Annotated in this window: 16 protein-coding genes; 15 read left to right on the top strand and 1 reads right to left on the bottom strand. The window is 34.6% G+C overall.

Annotated elements, in window-relative coordinates:
- The first annotated feature begins 80 nt into the window (after positions 1-80).
- The 15 genes from flgJ to KO502_RS04610 all read left to right on the top strand — a co-directional run bounded on the left by flgJ (position 81) and on the right by KO502_RS04610 (position 16240).
- Complete coding sequence (gene flgJ / locus KO502_RS04680) at positions 81-1271, top strand: flagellar assembly peptidoglycan hydrolase FlgJ (protein WP_216021402.1); 1191 nt, start codon at positions 81-83, stop codon at positions 1269-1271.
- A gap of 183 nt (positions 1272-1454) precedes the next feature.
- Positions 1455-3491, top strand: coding sequence for a flagellar hook-associated protein FlgK (gene flgK, locus KO502_RS04675; protein ID WP_216021401.1), 2037 nt, complete (start codon positions 1455-1457; stop codon positions 3489-3491).
- A gap of 10 nt (positions 3492-3501) precedes the next feature.
- Positions 3502-4704 carry a flagellar hook-associated protein FlgL gene (gene flgL / locus KO502_RS04670; protein WP_216021400.1) on the top strand — a complete coding sequence of 401 codons (1203 nt, stop codon included), beginning with the start codon at positions 3502-3504 and terminating at the stop codon, positions 4702-4704.
- 160 nt (positions 4705-4864) lie between these two features.
- Positions 4865-5677 carry a flagellin gene (locus KO502_RS04665; protein WP_216021399.1) on the top strand — a complete coding sequence of 271 codons (813 nt, stop codon included), beginning with the start codon at positions 4865-4867 and terminating at the stop codon, positions 5675-5677.
- Positions 5678-5963: 286 nt separating this feature from the next.
- Complete coding sequence (locus KO502_RS04660; protein ID WP_216021398.1) at positions 5964-6767, top strand: flagellin; 804 nt, start codon at positions 5964-5966, stop codon at positions 6765-6767.
- A gap of 107 nt (positions 6768-6874) precedes the next feature.
- On the top strand, positions 6875-7303 hold the full coding sequence (locus tag KO502_RS04655) for a flagellar protein FlaG (protein WP_216021397.1): 429 nt from the start codon (positions 6875-6877) through the stop codon (positions 7301-7303).
- Positions 7304-7449: 146 nt separating this feature from the next.
- Positions 7450-8811 (top strand): flagellar filament capping protein FliD, encoded by a 1362-nt coding sequence (gene fliD / locus KO502_RS04650; protein WP_216021396.1) that lies wholly within the window; start codon positions 7450-7452, stop codon positions 8809-8811.
- 59 nt (positions 8812-8870) lie between these two features.
- Positions 8871-9296, top strand: coding sequence for a flagellar export chaperone FliS (fliS, locus tag KO502_RS04645; RefSeq protein WP_216021395.1), 426 nt, complete (start codon positions 8871-8873; stop codon positions 9294-9296).
- 12 nt (positions 9297-9308) lie between these two features.
- Positions 9309-9626 (top strand): hypothetical protein, encoded by a 318-nt coding sequence (locus KO502_RS04640; RefSeq protein ID WP_216021394.1) that lies wholly within the window; start codon positions 9309-9311, stop codon positions 9624-9626.
- Between the two features lie 70 nt (positions 9627-9696).
- Positions 9697-11859 (top strand): 6-hydroxymethylpterin diphosphokinase MptE-like protein, encoded by a 2163-nt coding sequence (locus KO502_RS04635; RefSeq protein WP_216021393.1) that lies wholly within the window; start codon positions 9697-9699, stop codon positions 11857-11859.
- An 18-nt stretch (positions 11860-11877) separates the two neighbouring features.
- Positions 11878-13182: a 6-hydroxymethylpterin diphosphokinase MptE-like protein gene (locus tag KO502_RS17045; protein WP_216021392.1), complete on the top strand. Its 1305-nt coding sequence runs from the start codon at positions 11878-11880 to the stop codon at positions 13180-13182.
- An 18-nt stretch (positions 13183-13200) separates the two neighbouring features.
- Positions 13201-13458, top strand: a complete 258-nt coding sequence (locus KO502_RS04625; protein WP_216021391.1) for a hypothetical protein — start codon at positions 13201-13203, stop codon at positions 13456-13458.
- A gap of 114 nt (positions 13459-13572) precedes the next feature.
- Positions 13573-14292 (top strand): class I SAM-dependent methyltransferase, encoded by a 720-nt coding sequence (locus KO502_RS04620; protein ID WP_216021390.1) that lies wholly within the window; start codon positions 13573-13575, stop codon positions 14290-14292.
- Positions 14292-15215 carry a hypothetical protein gene (locus KO502_RS04615; RefSeq protein ID WP_216021389.1) on the top strand — a complete coding sequence of 308 codons (924 nt, stop codon included), beginning with the start codon at positions 14292-14294 and terminating at the stop codon, positions 15213-15215. The genes KO502_RS04620 and KO502_RS04615 overlap by 1 nt, the downstream gene beginning before the upstream one ends.
- Before the next feature lie 2 nt (positions 15216-15217).
- The gene (locus KO502_RS04610) at positions 15218-16240 is read left to right on the top strand and encodes a hypothetical protein (RefSeq protein WP_216021388.1); all 1023 of its coding nucleotides are present in this window, start codon (positions 15218-15220) and stop codon (positions 16238-16240) included.
- A gap of 67 nt (positions 16241-16307) precedes the next feature.
- Here KO502_RS04610 and KO502_RS04605 read toward each other — a convergent pair whose 3' ends face one another.
- Positions 16308-17612 (bottom strand): FAD-dependent oxidoreductase, encoded by a 1305-nt coding sequence (locus KO502_RS04605; RefSeq protein ID WP_216021387.1) that lies wholly within the window; start codon positions 17610-17612, stop codon positions 16308-16310.
- Between the last annotated feature and the right edge of the window lie 97 nt (positions 17613-17709).

Below are 17709 nucleotides of genomic sequence, written 5' to 3'. Positions count from 1 at the left end.
GTCACATACAACTTAAAGATAAACCATGAATAATCGAAACTGAAACAATAAAAGATAAATAAACTTTAGGTAAATAAATTATGGATATCAATTCAAGCCAAAAGCAAAATTTTGATCAAGCGCGTAATGCTCTTGATCTTAATGGCTTGAATGATATTCGTCAGCAGTCACGTTCAGGTGATGGTGAGTCAAAAAAAGAAGCATTGACTGAAGCGGCGCAGCAGTTCGAAGCTATCTTCATGAGAATGTTATTGTCGAGCATGCGTAAAGCGCAAGAAGTGCTTGAGTCAGACAGTCCATTTAACTCGCAATCTACTAAATTTTATCGTGATATGCATGATCAACAAATGGCAGTAGAACTTTCTTCAAACGGCTCGCTTGGCTTAACAGACCTAATTGTTAGGCAGCTTGGTGGTGACGATGGTAGCTATAAGCCAAGCTCTGTATTACGTAATGACGGTAATTTACCTGCGGGCGTAAATGTTAATAGCGTTAGTAATACAAATGATGAAGATGAAGTGGTAAGTAGTCATAGTCAAAAAAATGCAGCACGAGAAAATTCGCTTATCGAAAAAATGCTAGCTGAACAAAATAAGCAGCAATCTGGTGTCGAAATTCCATTGGCGACAAACAGTACAATAGCTGCAGGTATGAGTAACCAAACTCTAGCTAGTCAATTAAATAGCGCTATGAATCAGTTTATTCAAACTGAGCAAACTAAAGGTACGACTAAGAAGCTATCAGCGGATCCTAGTAATGATCAAAGCGTCAATAATTCAGCACCTTTATCTGAACAACATTTTAATGAACCCAAAGATTTTGTTACCGCATTAATTGAGCCTGCGCAAAAAGTACAAGAAGAGTTAGGAGTACCTTTTGCAGTGGTTATTGCTCAAGCGGCGCTTGAAACTGGTTGGGGCCAAAAAATTATTAAACATCAAAATGGTGAAAGCTCTAATAACTTATTTAACATTAAAGCTGATTCCCGTTGGGCTGGCGATAAAATAACAAAAGACACGTTAGAGTTTGAAGAAGGCGCTATGGTTAAAAAAGCAGAGCCTTTTAGAACTTATCAAACACTGGCTGACAGTATAAATGATTACATAAACTTCCTCTCTACTAGCGAACGCTACGAAGAAGCATTGCAAAACTCAAGCAATGTGGAACACTTCCTGCAAGGTTTACAGAAAGCAGGTTACGCAACTGATCCTCAATACGCTGAGAAAATTCAAAGCACGTTGAAAACAGTCACTAATCTACTGACAAAGTAATTAACGAAGTACGTAAGTGTTCATTCGTTAAGTAACCTATTTAATAAGAGATATTACTAAATCACCTAATTTTAGGTGAGCTAGCTTTATATCTCGTTAAGATTATTTATCACATTATGTATAGCAAAGTAGGTTAGTCAATCTTTTGATGGCTAAAGTTACCTTGCTATTGGAGACAATATTATGACAGTAAACTTGTACCAAACCGGTGTAAGTGGCTTATTAGCTTCTCAGCAGCAATTGGCAACAACCGGTCATAATATTTCAAACGTAAATACCGAAGGGTATAACCGCCAACGTACAGAGCAAGATGCCATGGTAGGTATCCAGTCTGGTGGTAACTACATTGGTAGCGGTACCTATATTCAAGATATTACTCGATTATATGATCAGTTCTCTTATAAAGAACAAGTTATGAACCAAAGTAATTTATCGAATGCTGATTCACTTAATGCACATTTTAACCAGCTTGATCAAGTTATGGCTACTTCAGGTGGAGCCATTACAAGCTCTTTAACTCAATTCTATCAATCACTTAATAGCGTAGCAGACAACCCAAATGATATAGGCTTACGCAGCATCGTTGTAAATCAAGCAGAAACGTTAGCTAATAGCTTTAATACCTTAACAGATAGCTTTAACTCTATGACTACCGCTATCAATGGTGAAATTAGTCAAATAGCTAATAACATTTCTGAAATATCTGTAGAAATTGCAAAAATTAATGAAAATATAATGCACTCGCAAAGTATAACCTCAGGCCAACCAAATGATTTGTTAGATAAGCGAGATCAATTAATTAATGAGCTAAGTAAATATACACGTGTTACTACAGTAGAAGATAGTAATGCTGTAATGACCGTAATGATAGGGCAAGGGACAACGCTTGTTGCAGGCATCACCCCGATGACACTAGAAGTGGTTGGAGGAGAGCCTGTTACACAAAAAACAGAATTAAAGTTAGTAAGCGGTAAGAGTAGTGTCGCTATTAATGGTAGTCAATTAGGTGGTTCATTAGCAGCAAACTTTGAATTTAGAGATGAGCACTTAACGCAAACGCGTAATGAAATAGATCGATTAGCGATGGCAATATCCTCAACCTTGAATGATAACCAAGCCAGTGGCTTAGATTTAAATAGTTTGCAAGGTGCTAATTTATTCACAGATATTAACACAACTCAATTACAGCAAGGTAGGTCCTTAGCTCATGCAAGTAATTCTACTAATATTCAAACACAAGTAAGAATTGATGATGTTTCACAACTAACAACAGATGAATTTGAAGTACGTTATGACGGTACAGACTTTACACTTTTTAATTTAACTTCTGGTGCTAGTGAAAACTTAGGCGCAGCAGGAACAGGTACCCCTGCAGGAACGCACACATCGGCAACTTATGGTTTTTCTTTTATTGAATCTGGTGGTGCGTCACTGCAAGCAGGTGACAAATTTACCATTATTCCAACAAAAGACAGTGCTGCATTGATGCAAGCCACTTTAAAAGACGGTAATGCTATTGCAGCCAGTTCGGCCGTATCCGTAACCCCATCAATTAATAATGTAAGTGATGGCAATGTAAATATTGTAAATGTTACAGACCCTGTTGCAGCACGTAATTTTACTAGCGTGGCTAATAATGGCTTATTGGTTGATGTGTATGAGAGCACACCAGGTACTTATTCGTATCGAGTTTACAATGCTGATCCATCAATTCAGCCACCAACACCACCTTCTGTCGTTGGTGCTATTACCTCTGGTACATTTAATGTGGGTGATAGTGCGGTTATTGATATGCCACCATCGCCTGCAACAGCCGCTTTTCAACTTGAAATAACAGGGCAGCCTACAGGGCAAGGTGCTTTAGCTACAGAAAAGTTCACGATAAATGATGCATTCGGCATAGGTAACGGCAATAACGCAGTTGCATTAGCAAAAACTCAAGAGTTAGGTGTTTTAAATGGCTCTAAAGAAACATTTAGTAAAAGTTTAGGGGTAAGCACTTCTGTTGTTGGCTCTAAAGCAAGTAATGCTGAATTGGTCGCTGACAGTGCTCAAGCAATGTATACCCAAGCTTATAACAGAAATCAATCAACATCAGGGGTTAACCTTGATGAAGAGGCGGCTAATTTAATGAAATTCCAACAAGCATATCAAGCATCGTCACAAGTAATCTCTGTAGCGAATACATTGTTTGACACCATTTTAGCTGCAGTTAGATAAGGAGTAATGTATGCGCGTTTCAACCTCGCAATTTTATTATCAAAGTGCTCAGCAATTAAGTAAACAGCAAGTTAGTGTTAGCCAACAAGGTGAATATATCTCGGCAGGTAAAAGAGTCTTAACCGCCAAAGATGATGCAGTAGCTTATGGTACTTTAAGTGGTTTGAAAAATGATCTTGCCAATATTGAGCAATACCAACGTAATATAACTCAATCAATCAATCGCAATAGTCTTCAAGATGTTAGTTTTACCAGTGCAGAAGACATCATGCAGCAACTAAAGCAAACCTTTATTCAAGCAAATAATGGTGCCTACAATGATGATGATTTAGATGCGTTAGAAAACCTTGCACAAAGTTCATTAGAGCAACTACTTGATATTGCCAATACAAAAGATGAAACCGGCGGTTATATTTTTGCGGGTTATCAAGTAGGCACTACACCTTTTGTTATGCAGGAGGATAATTCAGTGAGTTACCATGGTGACAATGGTGTTAGGGAGCTGCAAATAGCTAAAAACATTATGGTTGATACAAACCAAGCTGGTGATACTGCTTTTATGAACGTAAATAATGAGCAGGGTGACTTTTCTGTGGAATACAACAGCACCTCGGGTATCGCACTTAATAAAGCAATTATTAGTGATCCTAGTGCTTATGACACCGTTAATTTCCCTCCTGAATATAATTTTAACTTTACTTCGGAAACCGACCTTAATGTTACAGATGCTTTAGGTAATTCGGTTTTTAGCACAACAACTTATGCTCCAGGGCAAACAATTGCCTTTAATGGTGTCGAAGTACAATTAAGCGGCAACCCATTGCCAGGTGATGACTTTAATTTGACACCCCAAAAAGAAATAAGCCTTTTTGATACTGTAAAAGGCATTGTCGATTGGATAGCGGTTGGTTCATCGCCTGCAGATTCGGCACAACATCAAGTAGAATATCAAGAATTGTTAGGGCAATTAGATCAGGCTCTTAATCATATGACAAAAGGTCAGGTGGAATCAGGGTTACGCTTAAGCTTGTTAGAGAATCAACAATCAAACCATCTCGATTCTACACTAGCTCTCACGCAAGGGACTACTGATATTGAAGCTCTTGATTATGCTAAAGCTGCGTCAGATTTTGAGCAATCAAAAGTCTCATTGCAAGCGGCTCAGCAAACGTTTGTACAAATTAAAAGTTTAAGTTTGTTTAATTATTTATAAGACAAAATCTAACTGTCAAAAAAAAGTTGTAAAAAGTGGCACAGTGTCTGCATTGATATATGTGTAGTTAAAAATCGTAAGATAAAATTAGAACAAGTGCGTGGTTCACAAAAGATATTGTTATCTAAGAGCCACAACCTAACAATTAGGAGAGATAACAATGGCTTTAGTAGTTAATAGTAATGTAGCATCGTTGAATTCCCAGCGTCAGTTGGCTAACTCAACCAACGAATTAGGCACCTCTTATGAGAGGTTATCTTCAGGTAAACGTATTAATAGTGCTAAGGATGATGCGGCTGGTTTACAAATATCTAGTCGATTAACTTCACAAGTTAATGGTTTAAATCAAGCATCACGAAATGCTAATGACGGTATTTCTCTTGCGCAAACAGCGGAAGGTGCATTAGATGAATATACTAACATGGTACAGCGTATGCGTACTTTAGCAGTACAATCATCAAATGGCTCTAACTCTACAGCAGATAGAATAGCACTTGATACTGAATTTACTGAATTAGAAGCAGAATTAGTACGTATTGCTAGCCAAACAAGTTTTGGTGGAGTTGATTTGCTTGATGGCAGTTATGCTGAACAGTTCCAAGTTGGAGCTAATTCAGGACAAATAATTAGTATGGCTATTACCACTAACTTTGCAACTATTGTTGGTACAGGTAACGATTTACTTACTTTTGCTACGGCTCAGACAGCCATCACTAAAATGGATAGCGCTTTAGCAACCGTTACCGCAACACGAGCAGATATGGGTGCGAAACAAAACCGTTTCAGCTCAGTAATTCGTAGTAATGACAATACAGCACAAAATGTATCTGCATCACGTTCTCGTATAGAAGATACTGATTACGCTGCAGAATCTGCAACCTTAGCTAGAAACAGTGTGCTACAACAAGCAGCAAGTTCAATGTTAGCGCAAGCGAATCAACAGCCACAAATAGCGTTATCATTATTACAATAAGTAATTTTGATTTATCGTTAATAAACTAAAAAAGCCTCTTCGGAGGCTTTTTTAGTTTATGGCGGATTTTATATAGTAATCCCCTTTAATTTACAATTTTAAAAAACCTTATTAATCAATGTTTAACTTTAAAATTAAGTTTTTTTTTATTTATTTTAAATTTAAAGTTAAAGTTATTTTATGTTCTTCCGATAAAGTTTATGTAGCAAGTTACTAATCGAACATTTCGAGTAACTTAAATATTAAAACATAAATATATAAGAGTGCATTCACTCGGGAGTTCAACATGGCTTTATCAGTAAATAGTAATATCGCATCATTAAATTCACAACGTCAATTGTCTCTTTCAACGAATGAGCTAGGCACATCATACGAACGTTTATCGTCAGGTAAACGTATTAACAGTGCTAAAGATGACGCCGCGGGGTTACAAATTTCAAGCCGTTTATCTTCACAGATTAATGGTTTAAATCAAGCATCAAGAAACGCGAATGATGGTATTTCACTAGCTCAAACAGCTGAGGGTGCTCTAGACGAATATACTAACGCAGTACAACGTATGCGTACACTTGCAGTTCAATCTTCTAATGGTTCGAATAACACGGCTGATAGACTAGCACTTGATACTGAATTCCAAGAATTAGAAGCAGAATTAACACGTATTGCGAGCCAAACAAGTTTTGGTGGTGTTGCCTTATTAGATTCTACTTACGGTGATGAGTTCCAAGTAGGTGCGAATAAAGGTCAAACTATTTCAATGGCTATTACTACAAACTTCGCTAGCTTATCAAGTGGGGACTTAAAAACCTTTGCTAACGCACAAACCGCAATTAGTAAAATGGATAGTGTTTTAGCAACGGTAACTTCAGCTCGTGCTGATTTAGGTGCTAAGCAAAACCGTTTCAGCTCAGTTATTCGTACTAATGACAATACAGCACAAAATGTATCGGCTTCACGTTCACGTATTGAAGATACTGATTATGCCGCAGAGTCCGCAACGTTAGCTAGAAACAGTGTGTTACAACAAGCAGCTAGTTCAATGTTAGCGCAAGCAAATCAACAGCCACAAATAGCATTATCACTATTATAATAGTCGCTAGGCTGTGGTCTAAAAAGAATTGTAAAGGGATCACATGAATGATCCCTTTCTTCGTTTTAATTTAAGTCAAAATTTAAAGTAATTATTAGGAGATTATGATGAGTATTAACTCCATGCCCATTAATACAGATAACAGTTTTATTCAAAAAACTTCGGCCAATATTGAAAAAAATACAGAAGAAGAAGTGCAATTATTGTTACAAAAACAAAGTATTGGTGTAACTTCTGAAATCACTGAAGAGTCAACTGAAGCAGCTAAATCAGCGGAAGAAAGTAAATTAACAGTAGAAGAAGTAGATAAAGCATTAGAAGTCGTTGCTAGCTTTTTACAGAACACTTCAAAACAAGTCGACTTTTCAAGCGATAATAACGCAGGTAAAATAGTCATTACGGTGACGGATAAAGATACACAAGAAGTAATTAACCAGTTTCCAAGTGAAAAAATAATATCTATGGCCGAAAAAATTCAATCATTACATCAAGAAGTAGAGAGTATTTCAGGCTTGTTAGTTGATAGTCATGTATAACTTATCTATAAATATAGTTATAGATAAAAAAATAGGCATGTTTTAGTATTAAAATATATGTTTAAGCTATTAAATATTAATAGCTTAAACATATATTTTAAGTGTAATATTTAACGTATAGATTTTAATTAAAAGAGGAATGCATTATGGCTAGTATTACGAGTTTAGGTATCGGCTCAGGCTTACAGCTAGAGAGTATTGTAGAAGCTTATATTGACGCTGAAGCTATTCCTCAAGAATTAAGATTACAAGAAAAAGAAGAGCGCCTTAGCCTTGAACTTTCAGGTGTTGGTAGCTTTAAGTCTTCGTTAGCAACCTTTAACGATACGCTAGAAAAGCTAATCGATCCAGACGCCTTTAATAAACAAGTTATTTCCTCAAGCAGTAGTGCTATTGAAGTAAAAACGAATGGTTTTGCGAGTAATGGTTCATTTAATGTTGAAGTCAATCAACTTGCTACAGGTACTCGTTTAAACTCTCAAACTTTTGCCGATTCTTCCTCTGTTGTAGGCTCTGGGACTTTAACCTTTGCTAATGGTACTGACGCTTTTGATGTTGTTATTGACCCTGCTGATAGCCTCTCCGCAATTCGTGATAAAATAAACGCACAAAGTGAGAATTTTGGTGTTACTGCTAACATTATTAATGGGGGCTCTGGTTCATTCTTAGTTTTTGACTCACAAGTAACAGGTGCTGCGAATGCATTAAATATTAGTACCTCCGATGTATCACTCGATGGTATATCAACGAATAATACTGTAGTTACTTCAGCACAAGACGCACAAATAACTATTGATGGTACTTTAATTAATAGCAGTACGAATGAATTTAAAAATACTATTGAAGACGTCACTATTACAGCTAAAACTGTTACGGCTGCTTCTAGCCCCGCAGTACTATCAATTGAACAAGATAAAGAAAGTGGCAGTGAACTTATCGATGAATTTATCAATGGCTATAATGCATTAGTCACTGAATTGACAGGTTTATCAGCACCACTGCAAGGGCGATTAGCGTTTGATCCTAATGTTAGACAAGTTAAGAGTCAACTTTCTGACATAGTTATTCAAGGGGTTACTGGTTTAACTGGGTCGTTAAATGGTTTAGCTGATATTGGTCTAGAGCTTAATAAAGATGGACTTTTACAGAAATCAACTTTCTCTTCAGATAACATACCTAGCGGTCAAGAGAGACTTGATAACGCATTAAATAATAACTTGACTGATCTTGGCGAGGTCTTTGCATCATCTAATGGTATTGCCACACAAATGGCAAACATGATTGATAGTTATATTGCTAGTGACGGCGTTTTAACACAAAGACAAACATCGTTAAATGAACAGGTTAGTAGTATTGAAGATGAATGGACGGAGTTAGAAACACGTTTACGTTCATATGAAGAAACATTAAGAAGTCAATTCAGTTTCTTAGATGCTACTGTATCGGAATATAACGCAACAGCCGAATGGCTAACATCTGCTCTTGCTTTGCCTGAAGCTCAAAGTTAAGAATTTTATTGTAAAGGGTTACCTATATTTCGGTAGCTTTTGATAAGTAAGGTTAAATTATGCGTGCGAATATAAAAAAATATCAGAATATTAATGTTGAAAGTGGCATTAATGCAGGTGATCCTCATACTATTATCTCAATGCTATTTGATGGTATTTTTCAAAGTATATCAGTAGCTAAAGGTGCAATTGAGCGAAAAGATTTTGCTACTAAATCAATACAATTAAATAAATCTATGAGTATATTACGCTCTTTACAAGATTCTTTAGATATGGAATCAGAGCCTCAAATATCAAAAAATTTTTATGAGCTTTATGCTTATTGTATTGATCGCTTAACTGATGTAAGCGTATCACTTGATCTTAGTAAGTTAGATGACGTTGTTACTCTATTAAAACCTCTTGCTGATGCTTGGAAGGAAATTTCTGCAGCAGACAAAGATGCTGGCTTAGCTTTATTAAAAGCTAAAAAAGTAGCTAGTTAGCCTGATATTTTAATGTTTAATCAACTAGCGGAAAATATTAAAGCATTAACATTACAAGCTAATCGTTTTGTTGATGATCACAATATTGAGCAGTGTTTGACGACTTTAAAAGATCGTCAACACTTACTTGAACAATATAAAATACAATTACTTACGAATAAACCTACCCCCGAGTGTTCTCAAGCTTTTACTTCTTTATTGCTGTGGGTACAGCAGGAAGATGCAATTAGTAGTGCTAAAGTTGTTCGTTATAAAGAACAAAGTAAACAGGCGTCTGTTAATCAAGTAAAAATAAAAAAAGCATTGAATCATTATAAAAATAATTCCTAAAGCTCAATGTTTAAGGCTGATTTAAAATCAATACTTATAATTTAAATCTTAAATTCATGGAGTTATCCCATTGAAAGAACCCAATACTTCATCTAATAATTTATCTGATCAAATTAATACTTTTGAAAAAACATTAACTAAAATTAAGTCACATTTCTCTTCACTACAAGAAGAAGAGAATGCATTGCAAGCACTCGCCGATAATATGTCTTTATTGGCATCTAGTGATGAAGATTTAATTATTCGCTATCAAGATAATTTAAGTGCATTCAAAGAATACCACCCTGAAATATTTGAGTTTTTTGAAAATTACACGCCTACAAAATATATAGTAGATGCTAGTGATGGTTTTGTTAATGCACTAGATGTTGAAACGGGAGAAATGTTTTATACATACCCATCTTTTTTAAGTACTAAATTACAGTTTGATAAATTTAGTGTTTCACCTAATATTAAAAAATTTAACTTTAACGCTGAAGAAGGCAATGAGGCTAACTTTATTCATGTAGATTATGTTGATGCAATGTTAGGTTTATTACCAAGTAAAGCAGAAGATCAAAAAAGCGTACTTAACTCAAACAACCTTAGTTCATTAATATTGTTTGGTGTTGGTGCTGGTTATCATATTGAATTATTTGCCCAACATTATGATGTGTCTTGTTTATATATTATTGAACCTGATCTCGATCTGTTTTTCTTATCTTTATTTAGTATTAATTGGGCATTTGTTTTAACTACTTTTGATAAAAAAGGTAGCCAAGTACATATTTCGTTAGGCGAGCAAAAAGACAGTTTTTTTGATGATCTTATGCAAAAATCTGCTTTTAATGGACGTTATCAAATGGCACATGTTGCCGGTTATATCCATTATCAGTCAGCAGCTATATCAGCATTATTAACTGAGTTTAATCTTCGTTATTTAGAAATGGGGCAAGGTTGGGGATTTTTTGATGATGCAGTGATGTCTATAGCTCATACTATTGAGAATATTGAACATCAAGTGCCTATTATACGTAAAGATGCTGTTCATAGTTCGGATCTTTTAGAATACCCAGTGTTTATTGTTGGCAATGGACCGTCGCTTGATAGTTTAATTGACGTAATTAAAGCACAACAAAATAAAGCCATCGTTATTAGTTGCGGCACGGCATTAAGTGCATTATATCAATATGGTATTATTCCTGACTTTCACTGTGAGCAAGAACGTACTTTCCCGGTAGCTGAAAAGGTTGAGCATTGTTGCCCTATTGAAACCTTAGAAGAAATGGTGCTGTTAGCTCCAACTACGGTACATCCTGCTGTATTTTCAATGTTTAAACGTTCAATTATGGCACCAAAAGCTAATGAACCTTCTTCTTCGTTATTATTAAGAGACGAAATAGGGAAAGATCTTTTTTCAGCTTATCACTTTATTAACCCTACAGTAGCTAACACTGCATTAGTCATGGGCTATAATTTAGGCTTTAAAAACTTTTATTTAATGGGGATTGACTTAGGTCATAAAAAAGGTGGCAACCACCACAGTAAAAAAAGTTTGTATTATAGCGAAGATGAGCAAGACCTTGATCTATATCGAATTAATAATGATTCTTTGGTGGAGTTAGATGGCAATTTTGGAGGTAAGTTTCTATGTGATTCTTTCTTTAATCAATCTAACGCAAACTTAAGAAAACAGATATTAGGCTTTGATGATTTACATTGTTTTAATTTAAGTGATGGCTCATTAATAAAAGGTAGCGTGCCAACGACGATTGCATCATTTAATGAAATATTTGCCTGTAAACCTATAATAGATAAAAAAAAGCTAACAAAAACCTCACTTGATAAAAAACTTTATGCAGATGAGGGACAATTATTAGCGCGGTTAACGACAGATTTAGATTTTCAATACTTTGATGAAGTTTGTGAGAATTTATTAACGTTAAATAGTCGAAAAGTAGAGTCATTTAAAGAAGCTAGCGTACTTTTATTGAATAATACTATTTTGTTAAACACCTTAACAGAACATGTACATGCTTTATTGCAAGGAACTGTTATGCATATACAGGTTGTTTTGACGCAGATACTCTATAGTTCTAAAACTGAGGCGGCAGCAATAGATAACTTTAATAAAGGTTTAAATTTTTATTGCCAATTTATCAAACATGCAGCGGTTTATTATCGGGAGAATGCAGAAAAGGCACATTATATTGAAGACAGTAAATGGATTGTTAAGTTAAGAAATAAGTCATAAAGAGGGAAGGTGAATAACGTGGATTTACTTCTTGAGCAGAGTGAGATTATAAAAAAGAGATGGCCTCAAATATTTGTTCAGTTATCAAAGGTAGTTGATAATGAACTAGCATTTGAGTTGATTGAAGGTCATCAATTATCACTGATTTTTAATAACATACAAATTGCAAGTAGTTATGACCAAACAACTGAAGCGCATGTACAATTACAGACGTTATCATCTCACGAGAAATCAGTTACTCTCTATGGTAGTGGTATTGGAACTTTAGCTAATTTACTTGTTCTAAATAATCAATTACAGACAATTAAGGTTGTTATATTAAATATTGCTTTATTCAAAGTATGCTTACATCAATTCCCTCATCAATGGTTGCAAGATAAAAGAGTAGAACTGTGCTTGCCAACGCTTGATGATAAGGTCAGTTTTCCCTTTATTGCATTACCCGCTGAACTATCTTTAGCTGAAGATGACAGCTCCCCTTTAAGAGATAGAATATGCTTAGCACTTGATCATCCTTTTATAGAAGCTAAAAAAGGCATAAAAAATGAAGATATATTACAAGCAATAAACAATAATATTCCATTTATTGAACGCGATAACAATGTTTCTGATTTGTTCTTAACCGGTAATAATAAACAATATATTGTTTGTGGTGCAGGCCCTACGTTAGAAGATCATTATCAATTATTAACGCAACAAAACATTAGGCAGCAATATATATTGATTGCTGTTGACGCTGCAGTTTTACCTTTGCTTAATCAAGGTATTACACCCGACATTATTGTTTCAATTGACCCTATCGCTAAGAAGTTGTTTGATGATATAGATATGGGAATATTAAAAAACATTCCCTTAATATATTTTCCTGTCGTTAAACCCTCGTTATTATCTCGTTGGCAAGGACCTAGATATACGGCATATTCTACCAGTAAACTTTATCACGATATTAATAATAAACATGCTAAAGGGCGGTTATATTGTGGCGGTAGTGTAATTCATCCTGCGATTGATCTTGCGGTAAAAATGGGGGCTAAAAATATCACCTTTTTAGGAGCTGATTTCTCTTTTCCGGGAGGTAAAACCCACACCCATTGGGTAGAAGATAAATCAACTAAAGCTGCACATGTTTCCTCTGAAAAATCACCTTATTGGGTCTTAAATAGCTTAAATGAACGAGTCCCCACATTGTTAAATTATCGTGGTTATTTACGAGACTTAGAAGATTATATTGCTTTGGTAACACACGTAACTTTTTATAATGGCAGTCAACGTGGAGCGTTAATTAAAGGCACTCAACTTTGGCCGCTTGTATCTTCAAAATAACAACGTAGAAATAAGATGATGAAATATAAAAAACTTTTTGACAGTATTGATCAAGCATCTACCGCACTGCTACAAGCAAAAGAAGGTCAAGGAAATGAATTGTTGAGCCAAGTTTTTGACGAATTATTAACGCTTTCCTCAACTTTTAATCAAGAAACACTTCACGTATTAGTACAACTAATAGAAATTATGCATGACGCACAGCAACGACGTGACTATGTATATTTAGTTGATATTCTACAATATGAGTTACCTAAACATATCTCTTTAACATAAGTTAAATGATTATTTATATTTTTTAATAGTAACCCCTTTAAAGTATTATTTATCTTATCCTTTGGCGCAATTTATGCTTTAATTTTAAAACATTACTCGGCGCGATGAATATATATGAAATATTTTGATTTTTATAAAGAAAAAGCAGTAGATAATAGCTTAACGACCACAGAAAAGTGCGGTCGCTATTTAAAACAAAGTGATGACGAACTGAATATTTTTGATGATGTATGTTCAAAACTTCCAGCGTTAACACAAGAAAATGCACTTATTATTGATATTGGTTGTGGCTGCTCTGATCCTGTTAAAAAGTTGATTAATAATAGCCAAACTTATAAAAACAACTTGGTATTGGTTGATAGTAAAGAAATGTTATCTTTACTGCCTGACGCTGATAATATTACGAAAGTGGATGTACAATTTCCAGATAACTCATTTGTCGACACCTATCAAAATAAAGCGGATGCTATTATTGTTTATAGTGTCTTTCATTGTGTTTATCTTGAAAATGATTTTATTATGTTTGTCGATTCTTTAGTTAAATTGTTAAAAAGTGGTGGTACTTTATTACTTGCTGATTTACCTAATGCGACCAAAAAGAAGCGGTTTTTATCGTCAGATGAAGGTAAGACCTTCCATAAAAATTGGAGTGGTGAAGAAAATGATCCCGAAGTAAATTGGAATCAATTTGAAGCGGGAAGTCTCGATGATTCATTAGTCTTAATGTTACTGATGAGATATCGTCAGATGGGCTATGAAACCTACCTTGTCCCACAAAATAAACAACTTCCCTTTTCAAATACTCGTGAAGATATTCTTGTCAGGAAGTGGTAATGAAAAATATTTGGATGTGGCCGCAAACAGAGATTAATAGTAAAACAATTACTGATAACATGACAAGGCTAGAAGAAATAGAACAATATTTCGCTAGTTTGTATGCACCATATAAAGTTGTCTATTTTTCACGCGCTAGAGTTGGCATGATGGCAATTTCCGCGGTAAAAGAGCTTGCAAGGCCACAGTTAACTTTTGTGCAGCCTTTTTCATCTCACTGTGTATTGTCTGCTATATCTCATTTAAGTACACCAACTACAACGGCTTTGTCACAATCTTCTCAGCAAGTTATTTACCACCAGTGGGGAGAAAAAACACAAATAAATCAGCAGATATATAATAAAGTATTGATTGAGGATGCTGTTGATTCACTTATATTAACTAACGATAAAAGTGAATTGTTCCCTAATAATGCACCTTTTTGTCTTATTTCTTTACCAAAAGTTATTCCTGTCTCTATAGGGGCGATAGTTGTTTGTCAGTTTGATGCAGACTACCATAAGTTAACAGCACAACGAATGTTGATGGAACAAAATATTGACAAAGTTTTGGAGCAAATTAATATAGCGCCTTTTAAAGAAGCTACATTGCAAGCCAAACCAATGCTTACGCCAGTGATGGAAAAAAGTATTAAAGAATTGGTTGAATTATCAGCAGAAAAAATAAAAGCTAACTTAGTAAGAATTCATCAAATATTTCCACAGATATTAAATAATGTTGACCAGTTTAATAAAAGACTACCGTCAAATGTTGTGATTTCTCAATCAACAATATCGCAATTAGCATTAACAGAAGAAAGCTTAGCTAAATTAATACCTTTTACTATTATTGAACAGCAAAGAAGTTATTTTGATTATCAGCGTCAGCAATGTGAAAAAGTATGGTTATTGCCTTGTCATGTCCAGGCTAATTGGACGGAATGAGCATGTGTGATCAGAGTGCTTTATTACAGAAAATAGTTGAAGATACATTTACAAAAGTATCGTATTTAAAAGATAACGTATTAGATTGGCAAGCAGTATTAGCCACAAGTCATAGTGCTACTTCAGAATATGTAGCTTCTACAATTCACTACCATAAAGCTTATTTATCCACAGCAACAGATCTGTCTATTACCATTTTTGAAAACAACATACCTGTAGCAATATGGCCATTAACGTTATATCAAATAGGCGATATCTATACATTACAAAGTAATTGTAAGCATATAATCCCTCCTGTTTTTGTTGTGAATACAAGTAAAAAAACAATAAAAAAAATATATCAGCAATGTTTTAATTCATTAAAAGCATTTAGCGCTAGTACAAATAACAATATTTTTTTGACTTATTGTCCGCTTACAGATGTTTTATGGCAGCGTATCTTTTCACCTGCGATTGAAGCGGTGAATTACCAACAATTTCTAATTGCTGATTTAAGTGATGATATTGTCAACATTAAAAAATCATTTAGAAAGAGCTATCGATCGCTCATTAATAAAGGTATGAAATTATGGCAGCCGCAACTACATACCCATATGTCTGATGATTTACTGAATCAATTCAGAGATTTTCATATACAAGTATCAGGTAAGGAAACGAGATCGTTTACAACTTGGAAATTACAACAGAAGATGGTTAATAACCAAGAAGCTTTTTGTATTTCTATACACGATGATAATAGTAAATTAATAGCAATAGGGCTTTTTAACATCAGTCCTCTGCAAGCTTCATACAGCGTTGGGGTTTATGATAGAGAGCTTTTTGATTTGCCACTGGGTCATATCATTCAATTTGAAGCAATTACCTATATGAAAAAATTGGGTGTACAACGATATTTTCTTGGACATCGCTCTCATTTATTTGAGCAACCAAAACCGACAGAAAAAGAACATTCTATCGGCTTTTTTAAGGAAGGTTTCAGTAACGAAATACATATAGAAGCCAACGTCACTTTAGTCTTTAGCTAATATTTAGATGATTTTTTATATATTGGTTAAGTATTAATATACTATTTTACTTACTTTAAAAGTTAAATTATGTCTGTTTACAACTGTTATATGCATCAATTAATAACTCAGACATAAAAAAACCTTTAGACGAACTACGACCTAATAACTTAATTTTAGGATAGCGAGTTTCTATTTCTCCATTTAACAGTTTCAATAGTTTATCGTTTTCTTTAGTTATAATGGGGAAACCTTCACTAATAAGTCTATATTGACGAAATATACATGTGTTGGTTGGTGCTATTAGTCCCATCTCGTTTAATTCTTCTGATACTTGCGCAACTAATTCGTTGTTATCTTTTGATTCATCAACAAGTACTTCTACGGTGACCGCATAAAATTTATTATTTGGTAACAAGTTTTGATAACAGGTCAATCTAGTTGAGACCTGGGTTGAGGAGTAATTATTAATATATTTACAATCAGAAAGAACCGGAAACTCGTAAACAAAATCAAGTAACACTGTTTTTCTAAATGTTGGTTTTTTAGTTTGACTTTTAAGTGGAATAAAACGAGGAAGTATCGCTGAAGATATAGTCCACACTATTTCGTCAAAGCTATGTTCGTTATCATCATAAGTAACTGTTATTTCTTCATTATTGTAATCTATTGAAGTGACAGTGGTATTAACTAGTACTTTGACACCTAATGAAAGTACTTGTTGGTAAAGATCTTGTGTCCAATTTGCAATACCGCCTTTTTTGGGGTAATACTTTTCAACGCCGGCAGTTGCTTTGTGAAAACCTATTTTATCGTTTATATAATCAACATTTTTTAATGCGCAACTTGTTGCTTCGTCAAAAGCAACAACACGATACATATCAAAAAAATGTATGTAATAGGCTGGGAGATCTGCTGGAGAAACACCAAATGTTTGATGAATAAATGGTAGAAAAGCTTTTTGGTAGACTGTTTCGCCGTAACGTACTCTTAATGCGCTTTCTAAATCATCAAAGTCGGTAAGTTGCTGTGCTGTGATTAATTCATAACTTGCATTTATTTTATCTTGCTCATTTAAAGAGTTGAAGTTTAAAAAAGGTGAGAACTCGGTAAGCTCTTGATTAAAAAAGCTTCCCGCTTGTTGAGTGTTAAAGGAATGTAAATGCTCATTGTTTGAGCCAAATAAAAAATTATCAAGTTCAGTTTGACCTGTACGACTAGCAATGTGAACACCATAGTCAAAGTAACCAAATGCAGACTTACTACTTTTAAGTAAGCCACCTATTTCATTTGATGCTTCAAGCAGAGTGACGTTGAAACCTTGTAATGCTTTAAAATAGGCAGCTGTAATCCCAACAACGCCACCACCAACCACTAACACACGTTTACTCATTTAACTTATCCTACTTAATTTGGCCTAAGATTTATATACAATCTCAGGTTAATACTTTAGTGATATCACCACTCGAATCTTTATTAGATATTTAAAA

Origin of the sequence: Colwellia sp. E2M01 (genome assembly GCF_018860585.1) — a bacterium.
Classification (GTDB): Bacteria; Pseudomonadota; Gammaproteobacteria; order Enterobacterales; family Alteromonadaceae; genus Colwellia.
This window is presented reverse-complemented; position numbering and strand designations above follow the sequence as displayed.